The sequence below is a fragment of the Sphingomonas corticis genome, assembly GCF_012035195.1.
GTDB lineage: Bacteria > Pseudomonadota > Alphaproteobacteria > Sphingomonadales > Sphingomonadaceae > Sphingomonas > Sphingomonas corticis.
This window is the reverse complement of record NZ_JAAVJH010000004.1, coordinates 223,170-240,857: the sequence shown is the minus strand read 5'-3', so window position 1 is coordinate 240,857 and position 17,688 is coordinate 223,170. Positions and strand designations below refer to the sequence as shown.

General features: G+C 73.4%; 13 protein-coding genes. 10 read left to right on the top strand and 3 right to left on the bottom strand.

Annotated elements, in window-relative coordinates:
• Window positions 1-68 precede the first annotated feature (68 nt).
• The 6 genes from HBH26_RS08340 to HBH26_RS08315 all read left to right on the top strand — a co-directional run bounded on the left by HBH26_RS08340 (window position 69) and on the right by HBH26_RS08315 (window position 7,574).
• Window positions 69-887 carry a chromate resistance protein ChrB domain-containing protein gene (locus HBH26_RS08340; RefSeq protein ID WP_168134128.1) on the top strand — a complete coding sequence of 273 codons (819 nt, stop codon included), beginning with the start codon at window positions 69-71 and terminating at the stop codon, window positions 885-887.
• A complete protein-coding gene (gene chrA / locus HBH26_RS08335; RefSeq protein WP_168134127.1) occupies window positions 884-2,281 on the top strand; it encodes a chromate efflux transporter in 1,398 nt (465 codons plus the stop codon). Before HBH26_RS08340 ends, chrA begins: the two co-directional genes overlap by 4 nt.
• Before the next feature lie 162 nt (window positions 2,282-2,443).
• The gene (locus HBH26_RS08330; protein WP_168134265.1) at window positions 2,444-3,715 is read left to right on the top strand and encodes an MFS transporter; all 1,272 of its coding nucleotides are present in this window, start codon (window positions 2,444-2,446) and stop codon (window positions 3,713-3,715) included.
• A gap of 45 nt (window positions 3,716-3,760) precedes the next feature.
• Window positions 3,761-4,189, top strand: a complete 429-nt coding sequence (locus HBH26_RS08325; protein ID WP_168134126.1) for a hypothetical protein — start codon at window positions 3,761-3,763, stop codon at window positions 4,187-4,189.
• Between the two features lie 83 nt (window positions 4,190-4,272).
• Window positions 4,273-6,468 (top strand): TonB-dependent receptor, encoded by a 2,196-nt coding sequence (locus tag HBH26_RS08320; protein ID WP_168134125.1) that lies wholly within the window; start codon window positions 4,273-4,275, stop codon window positions 6,466-6,468.
• Window positions 6,469-6,479: 11 nt separating this feature from the next.
• Window positions 6,480-7,574: a PepSY-associated TM helix domain-containing protein gene (locus HBH26_RS08315; protein ID WP_168134124.1), complete on the top strand. Its 1,095-nt coding sequence runs from the start codon at window positions 6,480-6,482 to the stop codon at window positions 7,572-7,574.
• On the opposite strand, the gene HBH26_RS08310 is transcribed toward HBH26_RS08315, so the two are convergent.
• From HBH26_RS08310 to HBH26_RS08300, 3 genes are all read right to left on the bottom strand, one after another.
• On the bottom strand, window positions 7,515-9,506 hold the full coding sequence (locus tag HBH26_RS08310) for an alkyl/aryl-sulfatase (RefSeq protein WP_239024651.1): 1,992 nt from the start codon (window positions 9,504-9,506) through the stop codon (window positions 7,515-7,517). The two genes, HBH26_RS08315 and HBH26_RS08310, sit on opposite strands and share 60 nt — an antisense overlap.
• A 61-nt stretch (window positions 9,507-9,567) precedes the next feature.
• Entirely contained in the window at window positions 9,568-10,686 is a 1,119-nt protein-coding gene (locus tag HBH26_RS08305; protein ID WP_168134122.1) for a sensor histidine kinase, read from the bottom strand.
• Window positions 10,676-11,890 carry a response regulator gene (locus tag HBH26_RS08300; RefSeq protein ID WP_168134121.1) on the bottom strand — a complete coding sequence of 405 codons (1,215 nt, stop codon included), beginning with the start codon at window positions 11,888-11,890 and terminating at the stop codon, window positions 10,676-10,678. The genes HBH26_RS08305 and HBH26_RS08300 overlap by 11 nt, the downstream gene beginning before the upstream one ends.
• Window positions 11,891-12,016: 126 nt before the next feature.
• Here HBH26_RS08300 and HBH26_RS08295 point away from each other — a divergent pair, with 126 nt between their 5' ends.
• The 4 genes from HBH26_RS08295 to HBH26_RS08280 are packed head-to-tail and all read left to right on the top strand — an operon-like array spanning window position 12,017 to window position 17,665.
• Window positions 12,017-13,303 carry an efflux RND transporter periplasmic adaptor subunit gene (locus tag HBH26_RS08295; protein ID WP_239024650.1) on the top strand — a complete coding sequence of 429 codons (1,287 nt, stop codon included), beginning with the start codon at window positions 12,017-12,019 and terminating at the stop codon, window positions 13,301-13,303.
• Window positions 13,304-13,316: 13 nt separating this feature from the next.
• Window positions 13,317-13,994: an ABC transporter ATP-binding protein gene (locus tag HBH26_RS08290; RefSeq protein ID WP_168134120.1), complete on the top strand. Its 678-nt coding sequence runs from the start codon at window positions 13,317-13,319 to the stop codon at window positions 13,992-13,994.
• A gap of 13 nt (window positions 13,995-14,007) precedes the next feature.
• A complete protein-coding gene (locus HBH26_RS08285; RefSeq protein WP_168134119.1) occupies window positions 14,008-16,422 on the top strand; it encodes an ABC transporter permease in 2,415 nt (804 codons plus the stop codon).
• Window positions 16,415-17,665, top strand: coding sequence for a TolC family protein (locus tag HBH26_RS08280; RefSeq protein WP_168134118.1), 1,251 nt, complete (start codon window positions 16,415-16,417; stop codon window positions 17,663-17,665). The genes HBH26_RS08285 and HBH26_RS08280 overlap by 8 nt, the downstream gene beginning before the upstream one ends.
• Window positions 17,666-17,688 lie beyond the last annotated feature (23 nt).

The window sequence follows — 17,688 nt, the reverse complement described above, 5'->3', positions numbered from 1 at the left end:
CCGCGAACTCCCCACGAGGCGTCAGCCGAAGAGTCGCGTCCGGCATCACCACGCTAGAGGACGCAACCGTGCCCGCTCCCAACGTCATCTCGATCGACAAGCTCGCCAGGCTGGTCGGCCTCCCTGCCTCGCCGCTCCTCGTCGACCTGCGCGACCGTCCGGCCAGCGCCATTCCCGGCTCGCGCTTTCCCGCGGCCGGCGACCTCGCGCGCTGGTGCCGGTCGCACGGGCGCGCCGTGGTGGTGGTCGACGCCGACGCTGGCGGATCGGTGGCGGCCGCGGCGATCCTGCGCAGCGAGGGCATCGCGGCCGAGGTGCTGGACGGCGGCGTCGCGGCGTGGATCGCGGCGGGCTTCCCCACCCTGAAGCTCGCGGCCCTGCCGCCGCGTCGCGAAGACGGACGCACCTGGTGGGTCACGCGGGCGCGGCCGAAGGTGGATCGAATCGCCTGCCCCTGGCTGATCCGGCGCTTCATCGATCCGGACGCCCGCTTCCTCTTCGTCGCGCCAGGCGAGGTGCTGGACCTCGCCGCGCGCGAGCGGGCGGAGCCGTTCGACGTCGCCGACGACCGCGTGCCGTGGCGACACCGTGGCGAGCGCTGCACGTTCGACGCGATGGTGGAGGCGTTCGGCCTGGCCGGTCACACCCCGCTCGCCCGGCTGGCGGACATCGTGCGCGGCGCGGATACCGACCGGCTCGATCACGCGCCGGAGGCGGCGGGGCTGCTCGCGATCTCGCTGGGCCTGTCGCGGATGCACGGCGACGATCACGCGCAACTCGACGCCGGCATGGCGGTGTACGACGCACTCTATCGCTGGTGCCGCGACGCGCAGGGCGAGCGGCACGACGCGCGCTCGCACGCCCCCGCCGCCGGGGTGTCGGCATGACCGGCGTCGCGGCAGAGGCAGACAAGCCCGCGCGCCCGCAGCCGATCACGCTGCGCCAGGCCATTCCCGTGTGGTGGCGCATCGCACTGCTGTCGTTCGGCGGCCCGGCGGGGCAGATCGCCGTCATGCACCGCATCCTCGTCGACGAGAAGCGCTGGATCGGCGAGCAGCGGTTCCTGCATGCGCTGAACTATTGCATGCTGCTGCCGGGGCCGGAGGCGCAGCAGCTCGCGACCTATATCGGCTGGCTGATGCACCGCACGCGCGGCGGGATCGTCGCGGGCGTGCTGTTCGTCGTGCCCGGTGCCGTGGCGATCATGGCGCTCAGCTGGATCTACGTCCTCTATGGCCGCGTCGGCATCGTCGCGGCGCTGTTCTTCGGTTTGAAGGCGGCGGTACTGGCCGTCGTGCTCCAGGCGGTGGTGCGCATCGGCGGGCGCGCGCTGACCACCACGCCGGCGCGGCTGCTGGGGGCGGCGGCGTTCCTGCTGCTGTTCTTCCTGCAAGCGCCCTTCCCGCTGGTCGTGCTGGGCGCGGGCCTGATCGGCTGGTGGTCGGCGCGGCGCGGCCATCTCGCCTTCCGCGGCGGCGGGCATCGCGGTGCCGGGGGACCGGGCGTGGCGGACGCGGAATCGCTGCTGGGCGAGGAGCTGCCCGCGCACGCGCGGCCGTCCGTGCGCGAGACGGCGCGAACCGCCGCGCTGTGGCTCGCGCTGTGGCTGATCCCGGTCGGCGCGCTGCTCGCCTCGCGCGGCAGCGACGACGTGTTCAGCCGCATCGCCACCTTCTTCTCCGCCATGGCGACGGTCACGTTCGGCGGCGCCTATGCCGTCCTCGCCTATGTCGCGCAGCAGGCGGTGGAGCGATACGGCTGGCTGGCGCCGGGCGAGATGCTGGACGGGCTCGGCATGGCGGAAACGACGCCCGGGCCGCTCATCATGGTGCTGCAATTCGTCGGCTTCCTCGCCGCCTATCGCGATCCCGGCGGGTGGTCGCCGCTGCTGGCCGGCACGCTGGGCGGGCTGCTGGCGACGTGGGTCACGTTCGTGCCGTGCTTCCTGTGGATCTTCCTGGGCGCGCCGTTCATCGAGCGGCTGCGCGGCAACGCGGCGGTCGCGGGCGCGCTGGCGGCGATCACCGCCGCGGTGGTGGGCGTGGTGCTGAACCTGGCCGTCTGGTTCGCGCTGCACACCCTGTTTCGCGACACGGCCCCCGTCGCGCTCGGCCCGATCCGCTTCGACGCGCCGGTAGCGGCCAGCATCGATCCCTGGGCCACGCTGCTGGCGGCGGGCGCGGCGGCGGCGGTGTTCGTGCTGGGCGCCAACATCATCGTCACCCTGCTCGCCAGCGCGGCGGCGGGGCTGGCGCTCCACCTCCTCGGCCTGGTCGGCTGACGCTTCGTCACCTGCGGACCAGTTTCTCATGGCAATCGATTGCAAACGGGTTATGCAGCACTGACCAAGGAGCGGCTCGTTGCTCGCCGCCGGTGGGGAGGATGAGGGGTGAGCGTCATACCGACCGCGCGGCCGCGCCTGTCGCTGGGCCGGTTGATCGAGATGAACCTGGGATTCCTGGGCCTGCAATTCTCGTTCGGGCTGCAACAGGCCAACATGGCGCCGATCTACGGCTATCTCGGCGCGGACGAGGCGTCGCTGCCGCTGCTGTGGCTGGCGGGCCCGGTCACCGGACTGCTGATCCAGCCGCTGATCGGCGCGATGAGCGACCGCACCTCCTCCCGGCTGGGGCGGCGCACGCCCTATTTCCTGGTCGGCGCGGTGCTGTGCAGCCTGTGCCTGTTCGCCATGCCGTACAGCCCCACGCTCTGGATCGCGGCCAGCCTGCTGTGGATCCTCGATGCCGCCAACAACGTCACCATGGAGCCGTACCGCGCCTATGTCGGCGACCGCCTGGCACCCGAGCAGCGCGCCACCGGGTTCCTGACGCAATCGGCGTTCACGGGGCTGGCGCAGACCCTTTCCTATCTCGCGCCCTCGATCCTGGTGTGGGTGGGGTTCAGCAAGGATGCGGTGGACGCCAACGGCATTCCCGACATCACGCGCATCGCCTTCGCCATCGGCGCGGTCCTGTCGCTCACCACCATCCTGTGGTCGGTCGTCCGCGTTCCCGAGCTGCCGCTGCCCGCCGAGGAGCGCGCGCGGCTCGCGGCGACGCCGCTGACGCTGGCGGGCGCGCTCGGCGACCTCAGGCTGGCACTGGTGGAAATGCCGCGGCCGATGCGACAGCTGGCGCTCGCGATGCTGTGCCAATGGTACGCGATGTTCGCCTATTGGCAGTTCATCACCTTCGCGCTGGCGCGCTCGCTTGCCGGAACGACGGACGCGCGCAGCCAGGCGTTCCGCGACACCGCGCTGACGGTCGGGCAGCTCGGCGCCTTCTACAATGCCGTCGCCTTCGTCGCCGCCATCGCGCTGGTGCCCGTCGCGCGTCGCTTCGGCGCCAGGCGCGCGCACGCCGGCTGCCTGCTCGCCTCCGGCGCGGCGATGCTGGCGATCCCGGGGATCGGCAGCGAAGCGGGGCTGTTCGTCGCCATGCTGGGCATCGGCGTCGGCTGGGCCAGCATGATGGGCAATCCCTACGTCATGCTGATCGACATGATCCCGCCCGAGCGCAACGGCGTCTACATGGGCATCTTCAACATGTTCATCGTCATTCCGATGATGATCGAGAGCCTGACGATCCCGCTGTTCTACGGCCCGTTGCTGGGCGGGGATGCACGCCACGTGCTGCTGCTCGCCGGCGGTCTCATGATTGCCGGCGCCGCGGCGACGATGCGCGTCGGCGGTCGCGAGGACGCGTTGCCCCGGTAGCATTGTTTCAGTGACAGGCGCATCGGCCGCGGCTAGGCGGCGGGGGTGCGGTTCGTCCGGAACCTCGTCGCGCAACGCCGCCTCGCCACGTTGATCTGCGCGGCGGCATTGCTGCTGAAGCTGTTGATTCCCGCCGGTTTCATGATCGACAGCACGAACGGGCGCCTCTCCGTGATCGTCTGCCTCGGCGCAGCGCCGCGGCCGGTGGCGATGGCCATGCCGGGCAGGCATGGCGACCGCTCGCACCACGCGGCGCCGTCGGGTCACGGGCAGCCATCGGACCATGGCAAGCCGGAGCTGCCCTGCGCCTTCGCCGGCCTCTCCGCGGCGACGACCGGGCCGGTCGATCCGATCCAGCTGGCGGCGCTGATCGCCTTCGTGCTGGCGCTCGGCCTCGCTGCGGCCACGCTGCCCGCTCCGGCTCCCTTCGCCCGTTTGCGCCCCCCGCTGCGCGGGCCGCCAGCCGTCCGCTGACCTCTCGTCCTCCGCGCAGGGTCCTCCCCCGCGCATCGATGACCTGCGGCCCGCCTCGCGGCGGGCCGGTGGAAGGTATGGCCATGATCCGACATTTCCTCCTGCCGTGCGCGCTCGCGCCCGGCCTGACGCTGCCCGCCACCGCCGGCGCGCAGCTGCGCGACCCCGGTGCGATCGTCGTCACCGGGCAGCGCGACCCGCTTCATCTCGACGACGCCGCGCCCGCGGGCAGCCGCCTGCCGCTGTCGATCGGCGAGACCCCCGCCAGCGTGGACATCCTGACGCAGGACGATCTCCAGCAGCGCGGCCTGCGTACCGCGCGCGAGGCATTCGACCAGGTGGTGGGCGCGATCGCGGGCAACGTGCCGGGCAATCCCGCGGTGGTCACGCTGCGCGGCTTCGCCGGGAACACGGTGTCGATCCTGCAGGACGGCGTGCGGGTGTCCGCCTCCACCGTCGTCCAGCGCGACACGAACAGCTGGCACTACGACCGGATCGAGGTGCTGAAAGGCCCCGCCTCCGTCCTCTACGGCGAGGGCGCGCTGGCCGGCGTCATCAACAAGGTGACGCGCAAGCCGGTCCTCGGCGAGCGGCACGCCGACTTGCTGCTCTCATCCGGAAGCTTCGATTCCGCCTTCGCGGCCGGCGGGGTCAACCTGCCCGTGTCGTCCACGCTCGCCGTGCGCGCGGACGCCAGCTATCAGCGGTCCGACAGCCGCTACGACGTCGAGAACAACGACACCTTCTCGGCCGGCCTCACGGCCAGCGCGCTTTGGCGGCCGCACGACCGCCTGTCGCTGCTGGTCGCGCTCGACCATTACGAGGATCGCTACGACGCCACCTACCAGGGGCTGCCGCTGATCCCCGCGCGCTTCGCCCTGCGCCCCTCCCGGGCGGTGACCGGACCCGCCGGCCTCGTCGCCGACCGCGCGCTGCGGCGGCGCAACTACAATCCGCGAGGCGCCTATTCCGGCGCGGACGAGACGACGCTGCGCGCGCGGCTGGACTGGATCGTCGGCGGGGGGTGGACGCTGGCGCTCGACCTCGCCGGCTACACCGCCGACCGCGCCTTCCTGCTGGCCGACTCGCAGAGCTTCGTCGCACCCACCCCGGCCTTTCCGCATGGCAGCTTCACGCAGAGCTACCAGGACTTCCGCCACGACCATCGCTTCGCGAACGCGCGCGGGACGATCGGCCACGACGGTCGGGTGGGCGGGCTGCGCAACCGCTTCAGCCTGGGCGTGGAGCATAACGACACGGACTTCACCAGCCTGCGGCAGACCGCCCCGGCCAGCGCGCTGCCCGCCGTGGACGTGCGCGATCCCGCGCTCGTCGCCGTTCCCGGTGCCGCCGGCATCTTCACCGCCGGCGACGTCACCTTCGTGTCGAAGCTGAAGCAATGGTCCGTCTTCGCCGAGGATGCGCTGAACCTGACGCCGCGCTGGCTGCTGGTCGGCGGGGTACGGTGGGACCACATGTCGCTGGACCGCGCGACACGGCAGAACGCGACCGGCGCGGTGGATCGCAACCGGCCCGTCTTCGACCCCGTGTCGTGGCGGGCGGGCACCACCTGGGAAGCGTCGCCCGGCGTCACGCTCTACGCGCAATATACCACCGCGGTGTCGCCGGTATCGTCGATCCTGCTCGCCTCGATCGCGAACAGCCGCTTCCGCCTGACCAGCGGTCAGGCGCAGGAGGCTGGGTTCAAGGCGAGCGGATGGGGCGGGCGGGCGAGCGCGACCGGAGCGGTGTACCGCATCGCACAACGCGACATCCTGACGCGCGACCCGGCCAGTCCCGCGCTGGCGGTGCAGGGCGGGCGCCAGTCGTCGCGAGGCGCCGAACTGTCTGCGGCGTTCGCGCCGGTGAAGGCGCTGCACCTGTCGGGCGGCGCCTCCTACACCGACGCGCGCTACGACGACCTGGCCGAGCTGGTGGCCGGCGCGCGGGTCGATCGCAGCGGCAACCGGCCGATCAACGTGCCCGCCATCACCGCCAACGCCGCCGCGCTCCTGACGGTCGGCGGGGCGATGACGCTGGGCGGGTTCCTGCGCCACGCCGGCGCCTTCTACACCGATACGGCGAACACGATCCGCGTCGCCGGCCACACGCTGCTGGACGCCAGCGTCTCCGTGCCCGTCGCCCGGGGGGCCACGGTGACGCTGCGCGGGCGCAACCTGACCGACGCCTTCTACGGCGAATATTCCGGCTATCCGGCGACGAACGTCTACATCGGCGCGCCGCGATCGGTGGAGCTGGCACTGGCGGCGCGGTGGTGACGGAGTCCGTCATGGAGCGTCGCCCGGCCACCTCGCGCGCGCGCATCGCGGTCCGCCGCATCCACCTGTGGCTCGGGCTGGGTGTGGGGCTGCTGTTCGCGTCGCTCGGGCTGACCGGGTCGGCGCTCGTCTTCTACACCGGGATCGACGCGGCGCTCCACCCGTCGATCCGCGCGACGGTCGACGCTCCGGCACCGATGCTGGATCGCGCGCTGGCGACGGGGCGCGCGTGGCGGCACGATGCGCACGGCAAGTGGACGATCGAGCTGACCGGCGAGGGTGGCGCCATCCCCGCGCGCTATTACCCGGCGCCGGGGCACCACGCCGATCGCACGATGGTGTGGTTCTCCGCCGACGGCACGCGGATCGTCCGCGCGGAACCGTGGGGCGGGTATCTGATGAGCTGGCTCTACCGGCTGCACATGCAGTTGCTGGCGGGCAATGCCGGCGGGCAGGTGGTCGGCTGGTCGGGCGTCGCGATGCTCCTGCTGCTGCTCAGCGGCGTGGCGGCGTGGTGGCCGCGCGGGCGCTGGCGCAAGGCGCTGTCTTTCAAGCGTGCGGCGGCGCCCGTCCGGCGTTGGCGCGACCTGCACAAGCTGACCGGCCTGATCGGCGCACCGCTGCTGCTGGTGCTGGTGGCGACCGGCGTGCTGCTGGCGCTGCCTGCCGTCACCCAGGCGCTGCTGCGGCCGGCGCCGATCCCCGCGCCCGTCGCGTCCGGCACCGGCCGGGTCACGATCGCGCACGCCCTCGCCGCGGCGCGTCGCGCCCTGCCCGCCGGTCGTCCCGTGTTCGTCGACATGCCCAACGACGCGCGAACGCCGATCCGCGTGCGGTTGCAGATGCCCGGCGACCCGCACCGCCGCTTCCCCGGCAGCTACGTCTTCCTCGACGGCGGGTCTGGCCGCGTCCTCGCCGTGCACGACGTACGCCACGCCGGCACGGGCAGCGCGCTGGCGAGCTGGGTCCGCGCGCTGCACGACGGGTCGTTCGGCGGGCCGGCGACGCGCGTGCTGGCGGTCCTGGCGGGGCTGGTCCCCGCGGCGCTACTCGCGACGGGCCTGCTCCACTGGCGCCGCCGTCGCCGACGCGCCATCCGGCGCTGAGGGCAGCACCGGCGAGAAGGGCGCGGCGGCCGTGTCCAGCATCCCCGCCAGCCGCCGGAACGCGGCGCGGTCGCCGGTGACGGTCAGCCGCCCGCTCGCCAGCAGCTCCGCCAGCGGCGCGCCGCCCAGCATCGCGGCGACCAGATCGGCGCGCGCGCCGGCGACCGTGGCGTCCACCGGCTCGCCGGGGATGCCGCGCCCATGGGTCAGGACGGCATTCGCGACGGAGACGACCGCGCGCTCGCCCGCGTCGCTCGGCACCAGCGCGAGCCGCAGCCGCTGGTCGCCCGCCTTCTGCGGGTCCAGCCGGATGGCGATGAGGCCCAGCGCGTCCTCCAGCGTCAGATTGGCGGCCAGCCGCCCCGCCCCCGCGGCAGGCATCGGCGCGGGCGCGCCCGCGCTCAGGTCGCGCGCGGCGCTGAGATACATGTTGCGCCACAGCGAATTCTCCGATGCGAACGCCATCCGCTCGTAGCATCGCGCCAGCAGCGCGCGCGCCGCGGCGGCCGAGGGATCGGAGAGGACGAGGCGGTTCAGCAGCTCCGCCGCCCACGCGTCCTCGCCGCGCGCCACCGCCGCCTCCGCCAGCCGCAGCACCGCCGCCGCGCCGCCCAATGCCGCGACGTAGCGTCGCCCCGCGTCCGCCGGCGCCATCGCGGCCAGGTGGACCGGGTTCGCATCGTACCAGCCGAGGTAGAATTGGTAGACCGCGCGCGCGTTGAAGGGGAGCGAGCCGTAGTACGGCCGGTTGTACCACTCCCGCGCCAGCGCGGGCGGCAGCGTCAACCGGCTGGCGATCTCGTCGCCCGTCAGCCCCTTGTTCATCCACCGCACGGTCTGGTCGTGCAGGAACGCATAGGCGTCGCGATGTTTAATCAGATAGTCGCGCACCGCCGCCCGCCCGAACCGCGGCCAGCCGTGGCTGGCGATCATCACCTCCGCGTCCGCGTTCCGCTCGATCGCGGCGGTCAGCCCCGCCACCCAGGCGCGCGTGTCGCGCACCTGCGCGCCGCGCGGCGTCAGGATGTTGTGCTGCGTGACATTGGCGTTCTCCGCCATGTCGATCACCTTCCAGTCCGGGAAACCGACGTTCATCTCCGCCGGCGCTTCCGTGCCGGGGGTCAGCTGGAAGCGCAGGCGGACGCCGTCGATCGCCATCTCCTCGCCGTCGCGCGCGATCTCGCGTGTCGGGCGCGGCAGGCCGCGGGTGCCGCCGGGCAGCGCCGGGCCGATGCCCGATCCCATCGACGCGCGCGAACCGATGCCCAGCCCGGTCCCGAACTGATAGCTCGCGCGCCGCTGCATCGCCGGGCCGGCGACCAGGTTCTCGCTCACCGCCTCCTCGAAGAAGCCTGCGGGCGCCAGCACCGGCACCGTGCCTGCGCGCTGCTCCGCCGCGGAGAGGACGCCGTCGATGCCGCCGAAATGGTCGCTGTGCGAGTGGGTGATGACGACGGCGCTGACCGGCCGGTCGCCCAAACGCTCGCGCACCAGCGCCATCGCGGCGCGTGCCGTCTCCGCCGTGGACAGCACGTCGATGACGATCCAGCCGCGCGCGCCGCGCACGACCGTCAGATTGGCGAGATCGAAGCCGCGCACCTGGTAGATGCGGTCGGTGACGCGGAACAGTCCGTGCCGCGCCAGCAGCCGCGCGTGGCGCCACAGGCTGGGGTGGACGGTGGCGGGCGCCGCGTCATCCTTCATGAAGTCGTAGGCGGCCAGGTTCCACACCGGCTTCCCGTCGGTATCGCGGATCACCGGATCGGCGCGCGTCGCGACGAAGCCGCGCGCGGCGAAGCGCGCGTCGGCGTCGCCGCCGCCCATCTCAACGGGTCGGGCGTCGGCTTGGGCGGGGGATTGGGCGGGGGATTGGGCGGGGGCCGCGACCGGCGCGAGCGCGGCGGCGAAGAGAACGGCGGTGGCGCGGATCATGGCAGGCATCTCCCCTCGTCGCGCATCGGGCGCGCGCGATCAGGCCGCTACGGTAGCCAGCCTAGGCGGCCACGCTCAACCGGAACCATGTCGCGCGCGTGTCCTCCAGCGTCACGTCGCCGCCGTGGCTACGCGCGATGCGCCGCGCGAGGCTGAGCCCGATGCCCGACCCGCCCGGCTTGGTCGTGTGGAACGGGCGGAAGATGCGCGCGCGCTCGGCGGCGGGGATGCCCGCCCCGCCGTCGCCGACCAGGATGACGAGCGCGCCCGCCGGTGCCGTCATCCGCAGCGTCACCTCGCCGCCCTTCCCCGTCGCCTCCGCCCCGTTCTGCAGCAGCGCCCACACCGCCTGCGTCAGCTGGTCGCGATCGACCGTCACCACGCCGCGCGGAACGTCCTCCACCGTCAGCCGCGTCGCCGGACCGAAGCGCGCCGCGAACAGCCGCGCCCAATCGTCGGCCAGTTCCGCCACGCGGACCGGCGCGCGCACCGGATCGGGCAGCCGCGCCAGCGTGCGATAGGCGCGGGTGAACCCCTCCAGCCCCTCGATCCGCCGCGACAGGGTGGCGAGGATGTCGGGCAGCGCCTCGTGCCCCGCCGCGGCGGCGGTGATCGCGCTGTCCGCCAGCGAGACGATCGGGGACAGGCCGTTGAGCAGTTCGTGGCCGAGGATGTCGATCATCTCGTCGGCGGCACGATCCTGTGCGGCGCGCTCCTCCGCCTCCACGTCGACCAGCGCGATCAGGCGGTCGCCGGCGCGCCCCTCCACCGCGTCGATGCGCCAGCCGCGCCCCTCGTGATGCAGCCGCCGCGCGGCGCGATCCGCCAGCGCAGGCGGCACCGGCACGATCCGCTCGTCGGCGGCGAACAGCGCGCGCGCCGCGCGATTCAGCGCGCGCGCACCGCCCGCCTCCAGGTGGACGAGCGGGACCGGCACCTGGTCGAGCAGCAAGCGCATCGACAGCGGGTCCAGCGCCTCGGCCGGCGCCGCTCCTCCGGCCCGCGGGCGGTGGAGCACGGCCCAGCCGCTCGCCCCCGCGATCCACAGCACCACCAGCAGCGCGCCCGCCGCCGACGCGTACAGCCCCGCGTGCCACGCCAGCACGAACAGTCCGCCGCCCACCGTCAGCGCCAGTCCCGACGCCAGCGTCGCGGCGGCGCGCCGCGCCTCAGAGGCCATGGCGCGCCATGCGGCGGTACAGCGCGCCGCGGCTCAGCCCCAGCGCGGTCGCGGCGTGGGTGACGTTGTGGCGATGCTCGCGAAGCGCCGCCTCGATCACGGCGCGCTCGTTCTCGTCCAGGTCGAAGCGGGACGCAGGCTCCGCCGCGGGAGACAGCGCCGGCGCGGCGGGCCGCAGATCCGCGGCGTCGATCCACTCGCCGTCGCCCAGCAGCACCGCGCGCTCCACCGCGGTGGCCAGGCCGCGCACCTCGTCGGGCCAGCGGGCCGCCAGCACGGCCGCCTCGGCCGCCGCGGTCAGCCGCGGGGCGGGCCGCGCGTGGCGCGCGGCGGCGAGGCGAACGAAGTGGCGCGCGAGCAGCAGCGCGTCCCCCTCCCGCTCGGAAAGGCGCGGCACCGCGATCTCGATCGTCGCGATGCGCCGCGCCAGCGCGGGTACGATCGCCGCGGCGTCATCGGCGACGGCGATGCAGCGCGCATCGTCGGGCAAGCGGTAGCGCAGCCGCTCCTGCTCCACGTCGCCCAGCCGGTCGGCGTGGCGCAGCAGCAGCGTGCCGTGCGCCGCGCCCATCCGGTCGAGCGCCAGCGCGTCGCGCGCGTCGACGATCGTCATCGGCGTGTCGCCGCGCGCGGAGGCGGCGTGGACGGCCGCGGCGACCAGCCCGCGTCCCGTGCCCGGCGCGCCGGTGACGACCACGCCGGCCATCGTCGGACCGATGCGGCGGACCAGCTCGCGCACCCGCGCCATCGCCGCGCTCTCGCCGATCAGCCGGACCGGCGGCTCCGCCAGCGGCGGCGACGGCGCTGCCGGCTCGGCCAACGGCCGGCGCGCTGCCGCCTCCACGGTCGCCAACAAATCCGCGTTGCGCCACGGCTTCATCACGAAGTCGCGCGCGCCCGCGCGCATCGCGGCCACCGCGACGCGGATGCCGCTGTGCGCGGTGATGACGACGACGCGCGCGGCGGGATCGTCGGCGAGCAGTCGCGCCAGCAGCGCCAGCCCCTCGGCCCCGTCGGTGCGACCGGCGGCGTAGTTCAGGTCCAGCAGGACCGCGTCGAAGCGCCGCGCCGCCAGCAGCGACAGCGCCGCCTCCGGTCCGTCGGCGTGATCCAGCCGATGTCCGGCGAGCCGCACCGCCAGCGCCAGCGATTCGGCGACGTGGCGATTGTCGTCGATCAGCAGGATCGACAGCGCGCTTGACACGCCCCGCGGCCGTCCATTGGTGGACGGTGCGTCCGGTGGTGGACGGACGCCGCTCGCGTCATCGGGTGAAAAGTCTTTGTTCATCGTCGTTTAGGTTTTTCGTCCGGCGTCGGCGACACTGGCCGCATGATGACCGAACACAGCATGGGCGCAAGCACCTCTCCCGGCGCGGGCATGGACCGGCCGGTCGCGCGCGCCGCGCCGCCGTGGTGGCGGCGGCGTGGCCTGTTGATCGCGGTCGTGTTGCTGGTCGCCGCGGTCGCGCTGTGGCGGGTGCTGCCGTCCGCGGGATCGACCGACATTGCCGCCGAGGACGTGGAGATCGGCACCGTCGCGCGCGCCGCGTTCGACGACTATCTGCCGCTGCGCGCGACGGTGGCACCGCGGCTGACGACGCTGGTCGGCGTGCTGTCCGGCGGGCAGGTGGAGCGGCTGCTGGCGCAGGACGGCGCCATCGTGGCGGAAGGCCAGCCGCTCGCCGTGCTCGCCAATCCCACGCTGAAGCTGGACGTGCTGACGCGCGAGGCGCAGATCGCCAGCCAGCTGGGCGGCGTCGCCAGCGAGGGCATGGGGATCGAGCGCAACCGGCTCGACCGCGCGGCACAGGTGGCGCAGGCGGAATACGACCTCATCAAGGCGCGGCGGGACCTCGTCATCCGCCAGCAGCTGCACGACAAGGGCTTCCTGTCCGACGCCGGGGTGAAGAGCTTCGAGGAGGAAGCCGCCTATCAGGCACGGCGACTGTCGCAGCTGCGCAGCGGGCGCGCGACGGAGGCACGGATCACCGCCACGCAGTCGGCGCGGCTGGCGGAGACGCAGTCGCGGCTGTCGGGGAATCTCGCCGCGGTGCGCGCGGGCCTCTCCACGCTGACGATCCGCGCGCCGGCGGGCGGGCGGCTCACCAACTTCACGCTTCAGCCGGGCCAGGCGCTGAAGCCCGGTGATCCCGCCGGCCAGGTCGACAGCGAGGGATCGTGGAAGCTGGAAGCGGACGTGGACGAATATTTTCTCGGCCGCGTCGTCGTGGGGCAGAAGGCGCGCACCGCGGACGGCGCGATGCTGACGGTGTCCAAGGTGCTGCCCGCGGTCAAGGAAGGCCGCTTCCGCGCGGAGCTGACCTTCGACCGCGCCGCGCCTGCGGGGCTCAACCGCGGACAGACGCTGGACCTGCGCATCACGCTGGGCGCGGCGAGCCGGGCGGTCGTCGCCCCCGTCGGCGGCTGGCTGGAGGCGGGCGGGGGCGCCAGCGCCTTCGTCCTCGACGCGGACGGCACCCACGCCCGTCGCCGCGCGGTGAAGACCGGGCGCCGCAATCCCGAGCAGGTGGAGATCCTGTCCGGCCTCAATCCCGGCGAGCGCATCGTCACCAGCAACACCTCGTCCGTGAAGGGCGACATCCTCAACATCCGGTAGGGGTTCGAACACGATGATCCGCATGGAAGGCATCCAGCGCCGCTACGTCTCCGACGAGGTGGAGACGACCGCGCTGGCCGACATCGACCTGCACGTCGAGCGCGGCGAGTTCCTCGCCATCATGGGACCGTCGGGCTGCGGCAAGTCGACCCTGCTCAACACGCTGGGCACGGTCGACCGGCCCACGGCGGGCCGCTACCTGTTCGGCGACCGCGACCTGGCGGTGCTGGACGAAACCGCGCTGGCGCGCTTCCGCGGCACGACCCTGGGCTTCGTGTTCCAGAGCTTCAACCTGATCGACGAGCTGACCATCGAGGAGAATGTCGCGCTCGGCCTCGCCTATCGCAGTGATGCCGGGGACCGGCGCGCGCGGGTGGCGGCGGCGATGGACAAGGTCGGCATCGCGCACCGGGCGCGCCACTTTCCGCACCAGCTCTCCGGCGGCCAGCAGCAGCGCGCGGCGATCGCGCGCGCCATCGTCGGCGATCCGCAGCTGATCCTGGCGGACGAGCCGACCGGCAACCTGGACCTCGCCAACGGCGAGCAGGTGATGAACATCCTCTCCGGCCTGAACGACGCGGGCACGACGATCGTGATGGTCACCCACTCGCCCAGCCACGCCGACATGGCCAAGCGCCGCATCGACATGCTCGACGGCCGCATCGTCGCCAGCGCCGCGCGCGCGATCTGACGGGAGCCCGACGATGAACGCTTCCGCCCTGGTCTCCTTCTACCGCGCGCTGACCCGCCACCGCCTGTACGCGGCGTTCAATATCGGCGGGCTGGCCGTCGGCATCGCCGTGTTCCTCGTCCTCGGCCTCTACGTCCGCTTCGAGACCAGCTTCGAGAAGTGGCTGCCCAAGTCCGAGGGCATCTACGCCGTCCGGACGATCTGGTCGCTGGAGGGCAGCCCGTTCAACGGCGCCTATCCCTATACGATGGGCGGCCTGCTGGAGCAGATGAAGCAGGACTTTCCCGGGTTGGTCGGCACGCGCATCCGGCCCGGCGGCATCGTGATCCGCGGCGGGGTGGCCAACAAGGAGGACGGGGTTCAGGTCGATGCCGACTTCTTCCGCGTGTTCGACCTGCCGATGGTTCGCGGGGACAAGGCCACCGCGCTCGCCGATCCGACCGGCGCGGTCATCAGCGAGACGGCGGCACGCAAGTATTTCGGCTCCACCGATCCCGTCGGCCAGACGCTGACGGTCGCGGTGGACGCTCCCGTCACCTATCGCGTCACCGGCGTATTCGCCGATCTGCCGCGCAACACCGACCTGAAGATGACGGTGCTCACGCGCATCCCGTCGACGCCACCGCAGGAAAACTGGTTCCACTGGGGCAGCACGTCGCTGTCGACCTACCTGCGGTTCGACAGCGCGCAGGCGGCCCGCGCCTTCGAACAGAAGATGCCGGCATTCGTGAAGCGGCGCGCCTTCGCCGACATGGGCAAGGACGCGACGAAGATCATCAATATCGACCTGCTGGCGCTCGACCGCCTCCATCTCGAACCCGAGGGAAGCGCGAGCGCCAGCCGCAAGATCACGGTGACGACGCTGGGACTCGTCGGTCTGCTCACCCTGCTGATCGCGATCGTCAACTACGTGAACCTCGCCACGGCGCGGGCCGGGCTGCGCGCGCGCGAGGTGGCGATGCGCAAGGTGCTGGGCGCCAGCCGCGCGGCGCTGATGCGGCAATTCGTCGGCGAGGCGGTGCTGACCGTCGCGACCGCCGCGCTGGCCGGGCTGATCCTCGCCGAGCTGGGCCTGCCGCTGGTCAATGCGGCGGGCGGACTGGCGCTGGCGATCCCCTACGCGGTGGTGGTGCCCGCGCTGGCGCTGCTGGTCGCGGTCGTGGGTGTGGCGGCGGGCTTCTACCCGGCGCTGCTTCTCTCGCGCTATCCTGCGGCCGCGGTGCTCGCCTCCGCCCGCTCGCCCGGTGGCGGGCGCGCCGGCGCGCGGGTGCGCGAGGCACTGGTGGTGTTCCAGTTCGGCCTGGCCATCGCCTTCACGATCGGCACGGTGGTGCTGCTCGCGCAGACGCGCCACGTCCGGCAGACCGACCTCGGCTACGCACGCGACGGGCTCGTCACCGTGCTGTCGATGCGCGACACGCTCGTCACGCCGGAGCGGCGGCGCGCCGTCACCGAGGCGATCCGGCGGCTGCCCGGCGTGACCGACGTCGCCCTGGCCAACGACGTCGTCGGAGAGAGCGGCGAGAAGAACAGCGACAACGTCCCGCTGCCCGGCGTGGCGGGCGACGGCCCGTCGCTGCGCTGGATCGTCACCGGCCCGCGCTTCTTCGACACCTATGGGGCGCGACTGATCGCGGGGCGCCTGTTCGACGATGCGCGCCGCGACGACGACGCGCAGCCGCGCAAGAGCGCGGACGGGCTGAAGATCGTCGTCAACCGCACCGCGCTGGCGGTGCTCGGCTTCCGCACGCCGCAGGACGCGATCGGGAAGACGGTGGGCGGCAACCGCCCCCGCACCATCATCGGCGTCGTCGACGACCTGCGCTTCGGCTCGCCGCGCGACCCCTCGGCACCGACCTATTACCTGTACTATCGCGAGGCGGAAAAGGCGGGAACGACGATCGCCACGGTGCGCCACCTCGGCGATGCCCGCGCGGTGATCGACGGCGTTCGCGACATCTGGCGCCGGCTGGTACCGCAGGTGCCGTTCGAAGCGGAGACCGCCGACCAGCGGCTCGCGCAATTCTACGCCGCCGACGACCGCGCCACGCGCCTGTTCGCGATCGGGGCGGGACTGGCGGTGCTGATCGGCTGCGTCGGCTTGTGGGGTCTGGCGTCCTTCAACACCGCGCGGCGGGTGAAGGAGATCGGCATCAGGAAGACGCTGGGCGCGTCCTCCGCCGACATCGTGAAGCTGCTGGTCGGCCAGTTCCTGCGCCCGGTGCTGATCGCGAACCTGGTCGCCTGGCCGCTCGCCTTCGTCGCGATGCGCACCTGGCTGGCGGGGTTCGGCGACCGGATCGCGCTGTCGCCGCTCTACTTCGTCGGCGCCAGCCTGCTCGCCATCGTGATCGCGGTGTTGACCGTGCTGGGCCAGTCGCTGCGCGCGAGCCGCGCCGCCCCGGCCTGGGCGCTGCGCCATGACTAGGCCGGCACGGTGGCTGGCGGTGGCGCTCACGCTCGCTGCGCCGGCGCGGGCGGAGACGCTGCGCGACGCGCTGGCGCAGGCGTGGGCGGGCAATCCCGCGCTCGCCGCGGCCCGCGCCCGGCAGGAGGCGCTGGCGCAGACGCCGGAACAGGCGCGCGCCGCGGGCCGGCTGACCGCCGCCGCCACCGGCGACGCGCGCTACGACGACCTCGGTTACGGTCGTGCGGCGACCGCCGGGGTGAACGCGGCGCTGCCGATCTTCACCGGGGGCCGCGTGCCCGCGGCGGTGCGCGCCGCCACCGCCGACGTAGCGGCCGGCGCGCAGGGCCTGCGCGACACCGAGGCGGCGGTGCTGGAGCAGGTGGTGGCGGTCTACGCCGGCCTGCTGTTCAGCCAGCAGGCAGTGGACGTGGCGCACGTCGGCATCGCGCGGCTCGACCGGCAGGTGGAGGAATCGCGGTCGCGCTTCGGCCTCGGCCAGTCGACGCTGACCGACGTCGCGCAGCTGGAGGCGCAGCGCGCCAGCATCGTCGCCAACCTGGCCGATGCCGAGGGCGCGCTGGCGACCGCGCAGGCCGCCTATCGGGCGATCGTCGGGCGCGACGCCGGCACGCTGGCCAGCGAGGGCGACACCGCGCCCGTCCTGCCACGCACGCTGGCCGACGCCCGCGCCGCGGCGGAGGAGGCGAGCCCGCTGCTGCTCGCCAACCGCCGCGTGCTGGACGCATCCGCGGCGCGGATCGACCTGGCGCGCGCGGACGGTGCCCCCGCGCTGGACCTGACCGGCGGCTACGGCCGCGGCATCCGCTCCGCCGATGGCGGTTGGCGCGGCTTCGCCTTCGAAGGCAATGCCGGGGTGACGCTGCGCGTGCCGCTGCTGACCGGCGGACTGGTGGCGGCGCGGGTGCGGCAGGCGCAGGCCAACTGGCGCGCCGATCGCTTCGCCGTGGACGCCGCCGCGCGGGAGGCGGTGCGCGGCGCGGACTCCGCCTGGGCCGCGCTGACCGCGGCGAACACGCGCCTCGCCGCCGGGATCGAGGGGCTGAAGGCGGCGGACCTCGCGCTGAAGGGCGTGCGCGCCGAATACGGCTTCGGCCTGCGCTCCACCATCGACATCCTGATCGCGGACCAGAGCTTCCGCGCCGCCCAGCTGGACGTCGCCCGCGCGCGGTCGGACGTGCTGGTGGCGCAGGCGGGGCTGCTGCGCGCCACCGGGCGGATGACGCCGGCCGCGTACCGGTAGCGGCGGGTCGGCACGCCGGCCGC

Excerpts from the sequence above, each read along its gene's own strand:
- HBH26_RS08310 (WP_239024651.1), bottom strand. The coding sequence starts at position 9,506 with ATGATCCGCGCCACCGCCGTTCTCTTCGCCGCCGCGCTCGCGCCGGTC.
- HBH26_RS08305 (WP_168134122.1), bottom strand. The coding sequence starts at position 10,686 with ATGGCCTCTGAGGCGCGGCGCGCCGCCGCGACGCTGGCGTCGGGACTG.
- HBH26_RS08330 (WP_168134265.1), top strand. The coding sequence starts at position 2,444 with ATGAACCTGGGATTCCTGGGCCTGCAATTCTCGTTCGGGCTGCAACAG.
- HBH26_RS08285 (WP_168134119.1), top strand. The coding sequence starts at position 14,008 with ATGAACGCTTCCGCCCTGGTCTCCTTCTACCGCGCGCTGACCCGCCAC.
- HBH26_RS08290 (WP_168134120.1), top strand. The coding sequence starts at position 13,317 with ATGATCCGCATGGAAGGCATCCAGCGCCGCTACGTCTCCGACGAGGTG.
- HBH26_RS08295 (WP_239024650.1), top strand. The coding sequence starts at position 12,017 with ATGATGACCGAACACAGCATGGGCGCAAGCACCTCTCCCGGCGCGGGC.
- HBH26_RS08280 (WP_168134118.1), top strand. The coding sequence starts at position 16,415 with ATGACTAGGCCGGCACGGTGGCTGGCGGTGGCGCTCACGCTCGCTGCG.
- HBH26_RS08315 (WP_168134124.1), top strand. The coding sequence starts at position 6,480 with ATGGAGCGTCGCCCGGCCACCTCGCGCGCGCGCATCGCGGTCCGCCGC.
- HBH26_RS08320 (WP_168134125.1), top strand. The coding sequence starts at position 4,273 with ATGATCCGACATTTCCTCCTGCCGTGCGCGCTCGCGCCCGGCCTGACG.
- chrA (WP_168134127.1), top strand. The coding sequence starts at position 884 with ATGACCGGCGTCGCGGCAGAGGCAGACAAGCCCGCGCGCCCGCAGCCG.